The sequence below is a fragment of the Pseudoduganella ginsengisoli genome, from assembly GCF_009720865.1.
Taxonomy (GTDB): Bacteria; Pseudomonadota; Gammaproteobacteria; order Burkholderiales; family Burkholderiaceae_D; genus Rugamonas; species Rugamonas ginsengisoli.
Map to the genome: position 1 here is coordinate 1,043,392 of NZ_WNLA01000001.1, position 15,604 is coordinate 1,058,995.

At 61.3% G+C, this 15,604-nt stretch carries 16 protein-coding genes; 3 read left to right on the plus strand and 13 right to left on the minus strand.

Annotated features, from left to right (window positions below; translation table 11 throughout):
- Positions 1-2 precede the first annotated feature (2 nt).
- From GM668_RS04560 to GM668_RS04570, 3 genes are all read right to left on the minus strand, one after another.
- Positions 3-1,082, minus strand: a complete 1,080-nt coding sequence (locus GM668_RS04560; protein WP_155437685.1) for a GGDEF domain-containing protein — start codon at positions 1,080-1,082, stop codon at positions 3-5.
- A complete protein-coding gene (locus tag GM668_RS30885; protein ID WP_211923342.1) occupies positions 1,063-1,599 on the minus strand; it encodes a hypothetical protein in 537 nt (178 codons plus the stop codon). The genes GM668_RS04560 and GM668_RS30885 overlap by 20 nt, the downstream gene beginning before the upstream one ends.
- Before the next feature lie 180 nt (positions 1,600-1,779).
- Positions 1,780-2,361, minus strand: a complete 582-nt coding sequence (locus GM668_RS04570; RefSeq protein ID WP_155437686.1) for an HD domain-containing protein — start codon at positions 2,359-2,361, stop codon at positions 1,780-1,782.
- A 166-nt stretch (positions 2,362-2,527) separates the two neighbouring features.
- Here GM668_RS04570 and GM668_RS04575 point away from each other — a divergent pair, with 166 nt between their 5' ends.
- Positions 2,528-3,226 (plus strand): M23 family metallopeptidase, encoded by a 699-nt coding sequence (locus tag GM668_RS04575; protein WP_170305474.1) that lies wholly within the window; start codon positions 2,528-2,530, stop codon positions 3,224-3,226.
- A gap of 182 nt (positions 3,227-3,408) precedes the next feature.
- Here GM668_RS04575 and GM668_RS04580 read toward each other — a convergent pair whose 3' ends face one another.
- The 8 genes from GM668_RS04580 to GM668_RS04615 all read right to left on the minus strand — a co-directional run bounded on the left by GM668_RS04580 (position 3,409) and on the right by GM668_RS04615 (position 10,758).
- Positions 3,409-4,629 (minus strand): MFS transporter, encoded by a 1,221-nt coding sequence (locus tag GM668_RS04580; RefSeq protein WP_155437688.1) that lies wholly within the window; start codon positions 4,627-4,629, stop codon positions 3,409-3,411.
- A 10-nt stretch (positions 4,630-4,639) separates the two neighbouring features.
- Positions 4,640-5,650 carry a Gfo/Idh/MocA family protein gene (locus tag GM668_RS04585; protein WP_155437689.1) on the minus strand — a complete coding sequence of 337 codons (1,011 nt, stop codon included), beginning with the start codon at positions 5,648-5,650 and terminating at the stop codon, positions 4,640-4,642.
- Entirely contained in the window at positions 5,651-6,457 is an 807-nt protein-coding gene (locus GM668_RS04590; protein ID WP_170305475.1) for a DUF3025 domain-containing protein, read from the minus strand. It lies immediately after the preceding gene.
- Between the two features lie 14 nt (positions 6,458-6,471).
- A complete protein-coding gene (gene pyrC, locus GM668_RS04595) occupies positions 6,472-7,521 on the minus strand; it encodes a dihydroorotase (protein WP_155437691.1) in 1,050 nt (349 codons plus the stop codon).
- An 86-nt stretch (positions 7,522-7,607) separates the two neighbouring features.
- On the minus strand, positions 7,608-8,300 hold the full coding sequence (locus GM668_RS04600; RefSeq protein ID WP_155437692.1) for an amino acid ABC transporter permease: 693 nt from the start codon (positions 8,298-8,300) through the stop codon (positions 7,608-7,610).
- Positions 8,300-9,052 carry an amino acid ABC transporter permease gene (locus GM668_RS04605; protein ID WP_155437693.1) on the minus strand — a complete coding sequence of 251 codons (753 nt, stop codon included), beginning with the start codon at positions 9,050-9,052 and terminating at the stop codon, positions 8,300-8,302. Before GM668_RS04605 ends, GM668_RS04600 begins: the two co-directional genes overlap by 1 nt.
- A 6-nt stretch (positions 9,053-9,058) precedes the next feature.
- Positions 9,059-10,009 carry an amino acid ABC transporter substrate-binding protein gene (locus GM668_RS04610; protein WP_155437694.1) on the minus strand — a complete coding sequence of 317 codons (951 nt, stop codon included), beginning with the start codon at positions 10,007-10,009 and terminating at the stop codon, positions 9,059-9,061.
- A gap of 23 nt (positions 10,010-10,032) precedes the next feature.
- A complete protein-coding gene (locus GM668_RS04615) occupies positions 10,033-10,758 on the minus strand; it encodes an amino acid ABC transporter ATP-binding protein (RefSeq protein WP_155437695.1) in 726 nt (241 codons plus the stop codon).
- 183 nt (positions 10,759-10,941) lie between these two features.
- Here GM668_RS04615 and GM668_RS04620 point away from each other — a divergent pair, with 183 nt between their 5' ends.
- Together GM668_RS04620 and GM668_RS04625 are read left to right on the plus strand one after the other, a co-directional pair.
- Positions 10,942-12,234 (plus strand): dicarboxylate/amino acid:cation symporter, encoded by a 1,293-nt coding sequence (locus GM668_RS04620; protein ID WP_155437696.1) that lies wholly within the window; start codon positions 10,942-10,944, stop codon positions 12,232-12,234.
- A 185-nt stretch (positions 12,235-12,419) separates the two neighbouring features.
- On the plus strand, positions 12,420-13,526 hold the full coding sequence (locus GM668_RS04625; RefSeq protein ID WP_170305476.1) for a serine hydrolase domain-containing protein: 1,107 nt from the start codon (positions 12,420-12,422) through the stop codon (positions 13,524-13,526).
- A gap of 18 nt (positions 13,527-13,544) precedes the next feature.
- On the opposite strand, the gene GM668_RS04630 is transcribed toward GM668_RS04625, so the two are convergent.
- Both GM668_RS04630 and GM668_RS04635 read right to left on the minus strand, forming a co-directional pair.
- Positions 13,545-15,134: an alkaline phosphatase D family protein gene (locus tag GM668_RS04630; RefSeq protein WP_155437698.1), complete on the minus strand. Its 1,590-nt coding sequence runs from the start codon at positions 15,132-15,134 to the stop codon at positions 13,545-13,547.
- Between the two features lie 13 nt (positions 15,135-15,147).
- On the minus strand, positions 15,148-15,573 hold the full coding sequence (locus GM668_RS04635) for an acyl-CoA thioesterase (RefSeq protein ID WP_155437699.1): 426 nt from the start codon (positions 15,571-15,573) through the stop codon (positions 15,148-15,150).
- Positions 15,574-15,604 lie beyond the last annotated feature (31 nt).

Here is a 15,604-nt window from a genome sequence, read left to right on the forward strand (position 1 = left end):
CATCAGTGCAGGCGGCTGCGCTTTTGGGCATACATTTGTTCATCCGCCAAAAGCACATAATGTGACAGCAGCTGTCCACCACTGGCATCGCACTGCACGACGCCGGCACTGATGGAAACCATATACGGCCGCTCCTTCATCAGATTGAACGCACTCAGGTTGGCCTGGATACGATGCAGGATAACGCCTGGCTTTTCATCATCCAGCGTATAGGCAACGAACTCGTCGCCGCCAAGGCGCGCCACCACATCGGCATGGCGAAAGGACTCGCGGAATACCTGCGCGGCATCCTGTATCAGGCGATCGCCGGCCTCGTGGCCGAGTTCATCGTTCACGCGTTTGAGGCCGTCAATGTCGGCAAAGATCACGGCGCTCTTGGTCCGGTTGCGCCGCGCCAGCTTATAGATCTGTTCCGCTTGGAGGAAAAAGCCGCGCCGGTTATACAAGCCAGTCAGCACATCCGTCAGCGACAGTAACCGCATTTCCGCGGCCGCCTCGTCCCGCCGCGCCAGTTCCGCGGCGTGCGTCACGGACGTGTGCGCGATTTCGTCGCGCTGGTCAGTCACGCACCGCTCCAACTCACTGTGCGCCTCGAGCTTGCCCAGCGCCGCGGCAGCCAATTGCAGGATATACGACAGCGCCCGCCGCCCCTTCTCCAGCGCGGCAACATCCAACTGGTGTTCCCATGCCACAGCCAGCACGGCCACCGTATCCTGCACCGGTGCAGGCGCAGGCACAGCCAGCGCAAGCATGCATTGCCCGTCCTGTGTGCGCTGCCACTCTCCTCGCATGTCGGTGGCGCTTCTCGCACCGGACAGCAACGACATGGCGGTTTGATACAGCGGGTGGCCGGCGCTGGCTGGATGAGCAATACCGTGGCAGTCGAATCCGACGGCATTGAGCTGGTCGCTACGCAGCAGCAGCAAGGCCGAATCGCACTGGATCATTTCAGCCAAGGCCCGGCCAACCAGTTGCAGCGACCCGCCAGCTTCGTCGTTCTGAAGCAAATCGCGAGACAATGTCAACAGCACTCGCAACTGGTCCGGCGGGAGTTGCTGCGCTTCAGTCAAAGCTTTCGTCATGCGCTTTACCTCCATTGTCAGCGCCCGGCCGTCCGAGCCCCGGTGCATGCGCCGCATAATTGACGGCAGCGGACAGCGTATCGTAGCGATACGGGCCATAACAGTAATGGCCTTGTTCATATGCAATGCCATGGCGCGCCATTTGCAGCCGCTCTTCCGGCGTGGGGCTGGCCCATTGCCGCCAATAATACGGTGTGGCGTCTTCGCGGAAACCCGGCTTGGCCCGGTCCCGCCTGGCATAGTCCAGCGCGTCCGCCAGTTGCTCGTAACTGTATTGCCGGTAGTGATAGGTCCGTCCATCGAACGACACACCTAACGCTGCCGCCGAAGGGGGCATTGCCGCCTCATCAGAAAACTGCGCCACTGGAAAGTCGTCGGGACGTTCGGCTGCCTGTGGAAGCGGGGCGGAAGGCGTGATGGCTTCCGAGACCAGTTGTTCCGTACTCTGCTTGCGGCGCGATGCCGGGTTATCGAGAACACGCGCGATCACTTCCGGGGACACGCGTTTGTATTCCATATACTTCCGCGCCAGGGAGAGGTTCCGCACACCCAGGATATTGATTCCGCGCGCCACAACTCTTGCCGTACCAGCGTCCACGCGCCGCTGCCGTTCATTCACTTTTATCACTCCCGGTTTAGACAACCACAGTACACCCGTGGCGCCGAGTCACCTAGCACTTTCCGAGTATGCCGCGCGTCAATGCTGATCTCGTATTGCCTGCTGGTACAAGCTGCGGCGCGGCGCGGCAAACACGCGGCGCAGAATCGGCATGAATTCTTCGATCGGCAAGCTGGCATAGGCGCTGTCAAACGCCGGGTTGTCATACAGTTCGCAAAATTCCGCTGTGCGCTGGTAGCACGGATGGTCTTTGAACTGGTCGCGCATGTCGCGGTCCATGCCCAGGTGGTGGAAGAAGTAATGCCCCTGGAAGATGCCGTGGTGCTTGACCATCCACAGGTTGTCATCGGACACGAATGGCTGCAGGATGGCCGCCGCAATATCCGGATGGTTGAACGTGCCCAGCGTGTCGCCGATATCGTGCAGCAGCGCGCACGCGACATATTCATCATCACGGCCATCGCGCAATGCCCGCGTACCCGTTTGCAGCGAATGCGTGTAGCGGTCCACCGGAAACCCGCCAAAGTCGCCCCGCAACAACGCCAGGTGCGCGGCCACCCGGTCCGGCAAGCCTTGCGCGAATTGCATGAATTCCCCGGCGATGGTTTGCCAATCTTCGCGGGTGCTCTGGTCCAGGCTGGTAAATGCAGCGGCTTTCATGGTTCCCCTCCTCGGCATTGAGATGGATCCATTGTGCGCCGCCGATACCGCCACGGACGTCAGCAATACACAACACGGCGCCGAATCCGTATGGAAAATATCAATGTTGCAACAAGGAATTAAAATGTCTTGCGTGATAGCAAGCCCTGTGCGAAACTCGCCTGCTATGCCGAAACTTGCCAAACTAACACTTGCCCTGTTGCTGGCCGCCAATCTGCCGGCACACGCCTCTGGTGCGCCAGAGCCTTCCGAAGCACCAGCCGCGACGTCGCGCTGGAGTTTGCCGCTGGATGGCGGAAAAGTCAGCAGTTTCTTTGGCGCGCTGCGCGGCAAACGCGCGCACGGCGGCGTCGACTTTTCCACGCCCACCGGTACGCCGATCAAGGCCACCGATGGCGGCACGGTGGTGGCTTCCACCAACCGCTATGAAGGCGACAAGAAATACGGCGAAGTCGTCGTGATCGAACACCCGAACGGCTTGCGTTCCCTGTATGCGCATTTGAAAGAGCGCCTGGTGCGCGTGGGCGACATGGTGTCGGCCGGTGAATTGATTGGCCATTCCGGCATGACGGGCCGCTCGACGGGCCCGCACCTGCACCTGGAAGCCTTCCAGGATGGCAAACGCATCGACCCGCAAAATTTGCTGGACAAGCCACTAGAAGACAATGCACTGGCCCAGGCCCTGAACGCCAAGCGCGCAGGCGAAGCCGATGCCGTGTACTCGTCGCCCCGCTTTGAAACCAGGGCAGGCGGCAAGCATGGCAAACATGCGCGCCATGGCAGCGGCAAGGCCGCAACAGCGAAAGCGCCGGCTAAAGCGAAAGCAGTCGCATCCAAATCAGCCAAACGAAGCAAACACGGTTAATCGGGCGGGTTTTAAAAACCCGCCTGCACGCTGGCGCCGCAGATTGATATTGCGGCGTCGCCTGGTCTACAAACACAACGCGATCCGGCTCCCCAAATCCACCATGAAGTCCGGCCGCAAATACGCGGCAAAGGCCAGCGCCATTGCCGCGATGGCCAGCCCCCACGCCAGCCACGTCTTCATCACGCTGCCTTCAGGGCGCCGCCGCGTACCAGCGGACGCTCGTCAACGGGCAAATTGGCCAGCCCGGCAAACACGCCCAAGCCTATCGCTATGCCCCACACGATGTCGTAATTGCCTTGCAGCGCAAACAGGTAGCCGCCCAGCCACACGCCAAGGAAACTGCCAATCTGGTGCGAGAAGAACACGACGCCAGCCAGCATCGACATGTGCCGCACGCCAAACACGCCGGCGATAATGCCGTTCGTCAGCGGCACGGTGGACAGCCACAGGAAACCCATGCAAGCGGCAAACAGGTACACGGTCAGCGGCGACAACGGCGCCAGCAGGAACAGCACAATGGCGACAGAGCGCAGCGAATAAATTCCCGACAGCAGATAGCGCTTCGGCACCTTGCCGCCCCACTTGCCGGCCAGGAAAGAGCCGAAGATGTTGAACAAGCCAATCAGGGCCAGCGCCAGCACGGCGACTTTCGGATCCGCGACGCCTTTGTCTTTCAGGTACGCAGGCAAGTGCACGCCGATAAACACCACCTGGAAACCGCACACGAAATACCCTGCCACCAGCAGCAGGAACGAGCGGTTGCCCAGCGCTTCCCCCAACGCTTCGGCTATGCTCTGGCGCGGACCATCGGCATGGGTGGCGGCCGGTTCACGCAGCCAAAATGACATCGGCACCATGGCCAGCACCACCAAGCCCGCCAGCAAATAAAACGCTTGCTGCCAGCCCAGCGATGAAATCAGGAATTGCTCGACCGGCATCATCAGGAATTGGCCAAATGAACTGGCCGCGCCGGAAATGCCAAACGCCCACGAACGCTTTTCCACTGGCGCCACGCGGCCAATGATGCCGCTGACGGCGCCGAATGCCGTGCACGCAAGCCCCAGCCCGATGAACACGCCGGAACCCATGACGAACAGCATGGGCTGCGTCACGCACGCCATCCACAGCAAGCCCGCCATATACGCCAGCGCGCCGGCCAGTACCACGCGCATAGTGCCGAAACGGTCGGCCGCCATGCCGGCAAACGGGCCAAACGCGCCCCACATCAAGTTTTGCACGGCCAGCGCCAGCGAATACGTTTCGCGGGTCCAGCCATTGGCTTGCGAAATCGGCTGCATCCAAAAGCCAAAACCATGGCGCACACCCATGGCCAGGGTCAATACGACGCCGCTGGCCAGCAGCACGGATTTCAGCGACGGCATACGGTCGGCAGTAAACATTCCGTTCTCCTCAATCGTCGGCTGCCATGTCAGCTGCAGTATCGGCAACATAGCGGACGCCGATCTGTTCGCGCATCGTATCGAGCCAGCCCATCAGCGCAACGGATTCCGCCAGCGGCATCACGGGACTTTCCAGCAAGCCCGCGCGCAGGCACCGGTTCACTTCCAGCGCTTCATGCGCATAGCCGTTACCGATGCGGGGCGCGGACAATTCACGCTTGCTGCCATCGTTCAAGCCGATGGTCAGCGATTCGGTGCAATAAAAACGGTTGTTCAGCCGCAAGTATCCCTTGCTGCCGGAAATCGTCAATTCATTCGGCGTGTGCGCACGCAAGCTGCTGACGCAACACGACACGGCGCCGCTTTCATGGCGCAGCACGAACGACGTTTGCATATCGACGCCGGTGCCGGCCAGCTCGCCCACGGCCTTGGCGCCGGCCACGGGGCCGAGGAAGTAGGCCGCCAGCGACAGTGGATATATGCCCAGGTCCAGCAGCGAGCCGCCGCCCAGGTCCGGGTTGAACAAGCGGTGTTCAGGTCCTACCACGGCGGCAAAGCCGAAATCCGCCGTCAGGCTGCCCGGCACGCCGATGGCGCCACTGTCGAGCAAGCGCTTGGCTTCCTGCAGGGCTGGCAGGAAGCGGCTCCACATGGCTTCCATGACGAACAGGTTTTTCTCTTTGGCCAGTGCGGCAATATGCTCGGCCTGGCGGCGGTTCACCGTGAACGCTTTTTCCACCAGCAGCGCCTTGCCGCCATGCAGGCACATGATGGCATTTTCGTAGTGCATAGTGTGCGGCGTGGCGATGTACACCACGTCGACTTGCGGGTCATCCGCCAGTTGCTGGTAACTGCCGTGGCAGCGCGCCACGCCGAACTCCGCGCCAAAGCGCGCAGCGCCGGCTTCCGTGCGCGAAGCTACCGCTACCAGTTCAGCGCCGCGAATGTCGCGCAAGCCGTGCGCCATGGCCTTGGCGATTTTGCCCGTGCCCAGTATGCCCCAGCGGATGATTTTTTCCATTTAGCGCTCCTTCTGTTGCGGCATACGTTTCGGCCTGAACACCGCCACATCGCCATAAAATGCTTCGTCCTGTTGCGGCCACCAGCCCGGCACGCCCAGCATGGGCAGCGGCGTGAAGCAGCTCTTATGCAAACCATCAGCGGCCAGTTCCGTGGCCACCTTGTCGTCCAGCCATGCGCGGCGGCCAGCGCCATCCAGCGCAAAATAGTCGTCACCGGCAAAGGCGACCCGCGTATGCGCGGTAATCGCCTTGTATGGCGCCACCAGCTTTTCCATCAGCGCGTGGCCGAACAGCCAGACTTGCGCATCGCATTTAAACAGTTCGCGCAATTCGACAAACGCCTTGCGCCATTCATGGCCGCGCAGCGCCTCTATCAGCGCCCTGCCCTGTTCATCATCGCGCACCACCAGCAGCGCCGCATTTTCATCGAACAAGGTGGCTGCGTCCCGCGCGGGACCGCGCGATTTGCCGACGCCATCTTGCGCGATTTGCGCAGCCTGCAAGGCATTCAATTGCTGCTTGATGCGGGGGAAACTGAGCCAAACCAGCGCGTTGAAAAAATCATGCAAGTTTTCACGCGTGGGGACGTTGCCGGTGGCGCCAATGAATTCTTCATAGGCGACGCCTTCCGGCAGCGCGCTTTGCGGCACGAACTGCAATGGCAAGCCTTGATGATTGCACAATTCGCGCGACGCTGCTTGCGCACAAAAGGAAGGGATGATGCTGGCGGCATCGACGTCGATGCCGCCGGCAGCGTCCCGTACCGAGTCGTACCAGGGGCGCTGCCAGTCAATATCAGAAAACACGTTGAGAAAACTGGTTAAACCATTTTCCAATGGATGGTTTCACCCGCGTTCAACGGCACCACTTCCTGGTCGCCCAGCGGCAGCGTGGCCGGCAGCGTCCACTCTTCGCGCTTGAGCGTGATGGTGTCTGCGTTCGGCTCGACGCCGTAGAAGGCCGGGCCATTCAGGCTGGAGAAGGCTTCCAGCTTGTCCAGCGCACCGGCGCGCTCGAACGCTTCCGCATACAGTTCCATTGCGTGCAGCGCCGTGTAGCAGCCGGCACAGCCGCAAGCCGCTTCCTTGGCGCCCTGTGCGTGCGGCGCAGAGTCGGTGCCCAGGAAGAAGCGTTCATCGCCGCTGGTGGCAGCCGTCACCAGCGCCAGGCGGTGTTCTTCGCGCTTCAGGATCGGCAGGCAGTAATAGTGTGGGCGGATACCGCCTTTGAAGATTTCATTGCGGTTGTACAGCAAGTGGTGCGCCGTGATGGTGGCGGCAATCGGGCCTTCCGCTTCCGCCACGTATTCCGCCGCGTGGCGCGTGGTGATGTGCTCGAACACCACTTTCAATTCCGGGAAGCTCTTGCGCAGCGGGCGCATGACGCGCTCGATGAACACGGCTTCGCGGTCGAACACATCGACATCCGGATCCGTGACTTCGCCGTGCACCAGCAGCGGCAAGTCCAGTTCCTGCATGACTTCCAGCGTTTTGTAGCAGTTGGCGATGTCGGTCACGCCGGCATCGGAATTCGTCGTGGCGCCGGCCGGGTACAGTTTGACGCCGTAGACGAAGCCGCTGTCGACCGCGCGGCGGATTTCATCGGGCGGCGTATTGTTGGTCAGGTACAGCGTCATCAGCGGTTCGAACGACATGCCCTGCGGCAGCGCAGCCAGGATGCGGCTGCGGTAGCCTTCCGCGGCAGCCACCGTGGTGACTGGCGGCTTCAGGTTCGGCATGACGATGGCGCGGCCAAACTGGCGCGCGCTGTGCGGCAGCACACTGGCCAGGGTGGCGCCATCGCGCAGGTGCAAATGCCAGTCGTCTGGGCGGATGAGGGTAATGCTGTCTGGGGTGTCAATTTGGGACATGGCGGCTGCTCACGTGTGTCTGAGGAAAGAATCCCGCCATTTTACCGCGAGCGGGCGGGCCTGGCAGCCACGCGCGGCCGTAACGCTTACCGGATGATCGCCACCTTGCGCTGCAGCCGCCGCACCAGCCACGACAAGCCGCTGCACAGTACGAAATACACGAGCGCCACGAACAGGTACATTTCCACCAGCCGTCCGTCGCGCTGCGCCACCTTGCTGGCCAGCCCCACGAAATCCGGCGCCGACAGCACGTACACGAGAGACACATCCTGGAACAGCACGATGGTTTGCGTCAGCAGCACGGGCAGCATATTGCGGAACGCTTGCGGCAGCACGACCGTCCCCATCACTTGCCAATAATGCATGCCCAGCGCTTGCGCCGCCCAGATCTGGCCGCGGGGAATCGCCTGTATGCCGCCCCGCATGATTTCGCAGTAATACGCGGCCTGGAACAAAATGAACGTCACCAGCGCCGACCAGAATGCACCCACCTTCACGGGTTCGTGCGCACCAATCAGCCACGCGCCGATATACGGCACGAGAAAATAAAACCAGAAAATCACCAGCAGCAGCGGCACGGCCCGCATCAAATTCACATACCCGGCCGACAGCCACGCCAGCGGCGCTATGGGCGACAAGCGCGCCAGCGCCAGCAAAGTCCCCAGCACGACGCCGCCCAGCATCGACAGCACGGTGAGTTTTAACGTGAACAGCATGCCCACCTGGAACAGGTAGACCCATGAGCGGGCGATCACGTCAAAGTCGAATTGCGAGAACATCAGCGTACACCTTCCGCCAGCGTGCCGGGCAGCGCCAGCCGCCGTTCCAGCCAGTGCATGCCTGTCACGACCAGGATGTTGAGCGCCACATAAATGACCGTGGCCGCCGTAAACGCTTCAAACGTCTGGAACGAGAATTCCTGGATTGCATTGGCGCTGTTCATCAATTCCACCAGCCCGATGGTCAGCGCCACGGCGCTATTCTTGATGATGTTCAGGCACTCGCTGGCCAATGGCGGCAAGATGATGCGCAATGCCAGCGGCAGCAGCACGTAGCGGTAAGCCTGCGGTCTCGACAAGCCCAGCGCCAGCGCGGCCAATTGCTGCCCGCCCGCCAGCGCTTCAATGCCTGCCGTCACCTGCACGGCCAACCGCGCCGACGTATAAAAACCCAGCGACACGACGGCGGCGACAAACGGTAAATTCGGCAACACCTTGACCCACGCGCCCACGGCGCCCGGCAACAATTCCGGCACGACGAAGTACCACAGGAACATTTGCACCAGCAGCGGGATATTGCGGAATACTTCGATATACGCGTTGCCGGCCACGCGCAGCCAGCGGCCCGCGCGGTCCGTTTGCGGCAACGTGCGCAAGGTCCCGACCAGCACCCCGATCAGCAGCGCAATGACCCAGCCGCCCAGCGCCGCCGCCAGCGTCCACTGCAAGCCGTCAATCAGCGTCTCGCCATACGTGCGCACACCGTCCGGCGATTCTTCCCAGAAGATGCGCCAGTTCCAGTGGTAATTCATAGGCGGTTATTTTGCCTTCTTTTTTGACGCGGCTTGCTGCGCCGGCGGCACGGCCGCATACGCTGCCGGGTCAGGCGAATCGGTGGGTTTCATCAGCACCGCCTTCAATTGCGGCGGCATGGGGAAGTTCAAATTGATGCCCTTGGGTGGAATGGGGCTCTGGAACCACTTTGCATAGACTTTCTGGTAATCGTCGGTCTGGTAAAAGCGCGTCAGCGTCGCGTCGGCCAGCTTCTTGAATTCCGGGTCATCGCGCCGCAGCATGATGCCGTAGGGTTCCACCGACAGCGCTTCCGGCGTAATCGCATAGTCGGCGGGATTTTTTGCGGCGGCCACTTGCGCAGCCAGCAAAATATCGTCATTGGCTTCCGCCACCGCCCGTCCGGTTTCCAGCATCAGGAACGATTCCGGGTGGTCCTTGCCGACCAAAATCGTCATGCCCAGCCCCATCTCGTTATTCAAGATGGTCATTTGCTTGAGCGTCGTGGTGCCGGCCGTGGCCACCAAGGTCTTGCCCTTCATGTCGGCCAGCGTGCGGATATTCGATGCTTTCTTGGCCAGCAGCTTATTGGCCACCACGAACATGGTGGGCGCAAACGCCACCTGTTTTTGCCGTTCCGCGTTATTGGTGGCGGAACCGCATTCCAGGTCGATGGTGCCATTGGCCATCAGGGGAATGCGGTTGGCCGGCGTCACGGGCTGCATGACGACTTTCACGTCCGTCATGCCCAGCTGCTTTTGCGCGGCCGTGACGATTTTCATGCACAGGTCGATCGAATAGCCCAGGTATTGCTGCTTGTCGTCGAGATAGGAAAAAGGGACGGAGCCGTCGCGCACGCCCAGGGTGATGGCGCCGGTGCGCTTGATCTTGGCAAGGGTGCCGGTGGGTTCCTGGGCGGATGCCGTGGCAGAAACAGCGATCAATAGTAATACGGAAAGTCTGTGCAGCATCGTCATGCCCTCCCCCGTAATAAACACCGCTAATGAATAATACGCGCCAGGAAATCCCTTGCGCGCTCGGAACGCGGCGCGCCGAAAAACTCATCCTTGCTGCAATCTTCCAGAATGCGGCCCTTGTCCATGAATACGACGCGGTTGGCCACCTTGCGGGCAAAGCCCATTTCGTGGGTCACCACCATCATCGTCATGCCTTCCTGCGCCAGCCCCACCATCACATCCAGCACTTCATTGATCATTTCCGGATCCAGCGCAGACGTCGGTTCGTCAAACAGCATGGCAATCGGGTCCATTGCCAGCGCCCGGGCAATCGCCACCCGCTGCTGCTGGCCGCCGGACAGCTGGTTCGGGAATTTATCCTGCTGCGCCAGCAAACCCACCCGGTCCAGGTAGCGCAAGCCCCGCTCAACGGCTTCATCGCGGCTGCGCTTCAAGACTTTTATTTGCCCCAGAGTAAGATTATCGCGGACAGACAAGTGGGGGAACAGTTCGAAATTCTGGAACACCATGCCGATACGGGCGCGCAGCGCGGGTAAATCCGTGCCCTTTGCCCCGACCGATGTGCCATCCACGATGATTTCCCCCTGCTGAAATGGCTCCAATCCATTCACGGTTTTAATCAATGTCGACTTGCCGGAACCGGACGGACCGCAGATCACCATGACATCGCCCCGGGCTACGCTGGTGCTGCAATCGGTCAGCACTTGAAACTGGCCATACCACTTGGAGACGTGTTGGATGTCTATCATAAATTCACTGAAAAATATTCGGCAATTTAAACTTGTTTTCCGCACGACACACAGTTGCTTGACATGCATCAGGGCCGCAAGGATACTCCCGACTTCCCTGCTTACAGATTCATCAATTCTAAAGGTAATGCTTGCCAGCCCTGCAAAACAGTGTTGCTGGACAGTACCACAGGAAACACGCTTATGAAAATCGCCAACAGTGCGGCCGCCGACGCCAGCCATTCCCCTCGCAGCAATCTCACCACGTATATCCTCATCAGCCTGATATTGGGCATCGGGGTAGGCTATATCGCCAACGCCAACATGGCCAAGCCCACTGACTTTGCCGACTACATGTCGCTGGTAACGACTATTTTCCTGCGCCTGATCAAGATGATCATTGCGCCACTGGTCTTCTCCACCCTCGTCGTGGGTATCGCGCGCATGGGCGACGCCAAGGAAGTGGGCCGGATCGGCCTGAAAACCCTGGGCTGGTTCCTGGCAGCATCGGTCATGTCGCTGACCTTGGGCTTGATCATGGTGAACCTGTTCCGTCCAGGAGACGCCCTGGTAGGCCACTTGCCGGCCGCCGCGTCGACCGGCATTGCCGCCAGCAGCCTGTCGCTGAAAGAATTCATTACCCACCTGGTGCCGGCGTCCATCATCGATGGCATGGCTAAAAATGAAATCTTGCAAATCGTCGTGTTCTCGCTGTTCTTTGGTACGGCCGCCGCCGCGGTGGGCAAAAAGGCCAACGCGCTGATCGATTCCATGGACAGCCTGGCCCACATCATGCTGAAAGTCACGGGCTACGTGATGCAATTCGCACCGGTGGCCGTGTTTGCCGCCGTAGCGGGCACCATTGCCAAGAGCGGCCTGGGCGTGCTGGCCACGTATGGCGTGTTCATGGGCGAGTTCTACCTGAGCATTGCCATCCTGTGGGCCTTGCTGATCATTGCCGGCTTCCTGTTCCTGGGCAAACGCATCTTCGCGCTGATGGCGGAATTGCGCGGCCCGGCGCTGCTGGCCTTCTCCACTGCATCGAGCGAAGCAGCCTATCCAAAAACCCTGGAAGGGCTGGAGCGTTTCGGCGTGCGCAACCGCATCGCGTCGTTCGTGCTGCCGATCGGCTATTCGTTCAACCTGGATGGCTCGATGATGTATTGCACGTTCGCCACCGTGTTCATTGCCCAGGCATACGGCATTGAAATGTCGCTGGGCACGCAAATGACGATGATGGCCGTGCTGATGCTGACGTCCAAGGGCATTGCCGGCGTGCCGCGCGCATCGCTGGTGGTGATTGCCGCCACCCTGGGCCAGTTCAATATTCCTGAAGCGGGCTTGCTGCTGTTGCTGGGCATTGACCACTTCCTCGACATGGCGCGCTCCGCCACCAACGTGATCGGCAACGGCGTCGCCGCGGCCGTGGTCGCGAAGTGGGAAGGCGAAATGGTCGATCCGCTGCAACGCGAACTATCGGATTCGCCACTGCCATAACAGGCAAGGCATCAACGGAGGCATCCCACAAGGATGCCTCTTTTTTTGGCGTACGGCTTATCAAGAAGGAAAGCATGGACTTTCCCGGGAATGGGCCGGCGCTTCCACTTAGGAGGAGACAGATGGACCGTAGGAGTATGTTGGGCATCTTTGCCACATCATTTGCAGCATCGTACGTGGCGCCCATGGCATTCGCAGCAAGCGGCAACTGGGAAGAGGATTTTTCCCGCTTCATGCAAGATGGGTTGCGCAAGACCGGCACGGCCGGCGTCAGCGTGGCCACGGTGCGCAATGGCCGCACCCAGTTCGTACGGGGTTTTGGTTTGGCCGACGTACAGGCGCGCACCCCGGTCACGCCCGACACGGCATTCCACATCGCGTCCGTCAGCAAAGTCGTCACCGGCACGGCCATGATGATGCTGCATGAACAGGGCGCGTTCCGCCTCGATGACCCGATCGCACCGTACCTGGACTTCCCGGTCGTGCATCCGGCCTTCCCCGACACGCCGATCACGTTCCGCCATTTGCTGAGCCACACGTCCGGTATTTCAGATAACGTGTACAACGAGCGCAATGGCGACTTCCCCGCCAGCGGCGATCCGGCGCTGCAAATGCGCGACTTCCTGGCCGGCTACCTGTCGCCGAATGGCCGCTGGTATGCGCAGGCCGGTTCGTTCACGGAATCGAAGCCGGGCGCCACGTGGGCGTATTCGAATGTCGGCATTACGCTGCTGGGCTACCTGGCAGGCCGCGTCAATGCGGAGCGCCAGGGACTGGACGTGCTGACGCAAAAGCGCCTGTTCTCGCCGCTGGGCATGCGCCATACAGGCTGGTCGCTGGCAGCCATGGGCAAGGCGCCGCTGGCGCAGCCGTATGCGCGCCTGGACCACGGCTTGAAAGCGCTGGCGCCAAATGGCACGCCAAGCTGGCCGGCCGGCCTGCTGCGTTCATCCGCACGCGATTTCGCCCGCATCCTGGAAATCTTCAGCGGCGAAGGCGCTGTCGATGGCCGCCGCTACCTGCAGCAAGGCACGCTGGCGACGTTCCTGTCGCCGCAGCCGGTGGCAGTGGATCAGAACGTGCAGCAAGCGCTGATCTGGACCCTGCGCGAGCAAAACGGCCACCTGGCCATGCATTACGGTGGCGATATGGGAGCCGATTCCGTGGCGGCGCTGGACTTGAACAAGCGTGTCGGCGCGCTGATGTTCAGCAATGTGACGGGCAATGATGAGTTCCGGGTCTTCCAGAAAGAAGCCATGGAGCGCTTGCTGGAGCGGGCGCGCACGGCGTAACACAGGACAAGCCCGGGTTTATGACAACCCGGGTTTTCCTTCCACCACGGTGAACGATGCCAGCGTCGCAATCTTGCTGCCGGCATCCTGCACATCATCCAGCGCCCGAAAATCCATCACGCACTGCTCCGGCCGCACATCGAGCAGCATGAAACCGCGCTTGTCGCTGCGTCCGAATTTCAGCTGCGCATTCATGTCCACATACTGCTGCGTGCGCGCTTGCGGCCGTGAGCTGGACGTAATCGACGTGCCGCAAAATTCCGTCGCCACCAGCGCATTGCCGTTGCGGACAGGCTTGAGCGGGTCAGGCCGCAATTCCGCCGCATAAAACGTGTGCACATCGCCGGACAGCACCAGCGGATTCGCCGCGCCACTGGCGCGCAGCGTGTCATACAGCCGCTGCCGCGCCGCCGGATAGCCATCCCAGCCATCGGTCCAGTAGCGCCCATCACGGCTATTGCCTTGCAGCGCCAGCGGCAACTGGCTGCATTGCGCCATCAAGGTTTGCTGCGCGAGGATATTCCAGCGCGCCGCCGACGTTTTCAACCCTTGCTCCAGCCACTGTTCCTGTTCTCCGCCCAGCATGGTGCGGCGCGGATCCAGCAATGCCGGGCAATCGCGCGGCCGCACAGATGATGAACCGCCCCGGCCCGGCGTACACACCTGCGCGGCGCGGTACTGGCGGTTATCGAGCACGTGGAAGCGCGCCAGCCGTCCCCAGTCGTAGCGCTGGTGCATGCGCATCATGCCATTCTGGATACCCGGCGCGGGCAGGCGCAACGGCTGGTGTTCGTAATACGCCTGGTACGCGGCAGCGCGCCGCGCGGCAAAGTTCACGTCGAGCCGTTCATCGCGCAAGCCCGCGTAATCGTTGGCGACTTCGTGGTCATCCCATGCAAGTATCCACGGCGCCGCATGGTGCGCCGCCTGCAGCAGTGGATCGCTCTTGTATTGCGCATAGCGGGCGCGGTATTCCGCCAGCGTAAAGCTTTCATCGGAACGCACGGCGTGCGGCGGATGATGCAGCTGGTAAGGGCCCCACTCGTAAATGTAATCGCCAAGGAACGCCACCAGGTCCGGCGCTGCCGCCGTGATATGGCGGTATGCCGCATACGTGCCGAATTCCCAGTGCTGGCATGAGGCCACCGCCAGTTTCAACGCAGCGGGCATGTCTTGCAATGCCGGCGCCGTGCGGGTCCGTCCCACGGCGCTGACGGCATCGCCCAGCATGAAGCGGTACCAGTACCAGCGCGCCGGCGATAAGCCGCGCACATCGACGTGGATGCTATGGGCCAGCTCAGGCAAGGCTGTGGCGGCGCCTTGCGCAACAATGGTGCGGAACTGATCGTCAGCCGCCATTTCCCACCGCACGGGCAGCGCCACTGGCGGGTTGGCCTGTGCATTGAGGGGGTCGTGCAGGATGCGGGTCCAGATGACGACCGCATCGGGCAACGGCGAACCGGAAGCGACGCCCAGCGCAAACGGGTATTTGCCATTCTGTGCGCCGGGCGCGGATGATGAGATAACACCAGCGCCAGCCAGTCCGGCCAGCGCCGATACCCGGGCGGCCGTCAACAGCAGTGCGCGGCGGCCAAGGTTGGGCGGCATGATGGCGAGTGAATTACTGGAACGTTTCCAGCGGCGGCACCTGGCGCGGCTTGCGGTCCGGGCCCGTGGCCACGTACGTCAACGTGGCTTCCGTGACCTTGACGATGGATGCCTGCAGGCGGTTGCGCTCTGCATACACTTCCACATTCACGGTGATCGACGTATTGCCGACTTTGACGATATCCGCGTAAAACGACAGCAAATCGCCGATAAATACGGGATTTTTGAACACGAATGAATTCACGGCAACCGTCGCCACGCGGCCATTGGCGCGGCGGGTGGCCGGCAGCGAACCGGCAATGTCGACTTGCGCCATGATCCAGCCGCCAAACACGTCGCCGTAGACGTTGGCGTCGGCCGGCGCCGGCATCACGCGCAATTCCGGCATTTTTCCGGGCGGCAGTCCGCGGCGTTCCGCGGCAATATCGGGTGTGGTCATCGGCTTTTTCTCACTAGGGCTACAATTGAAG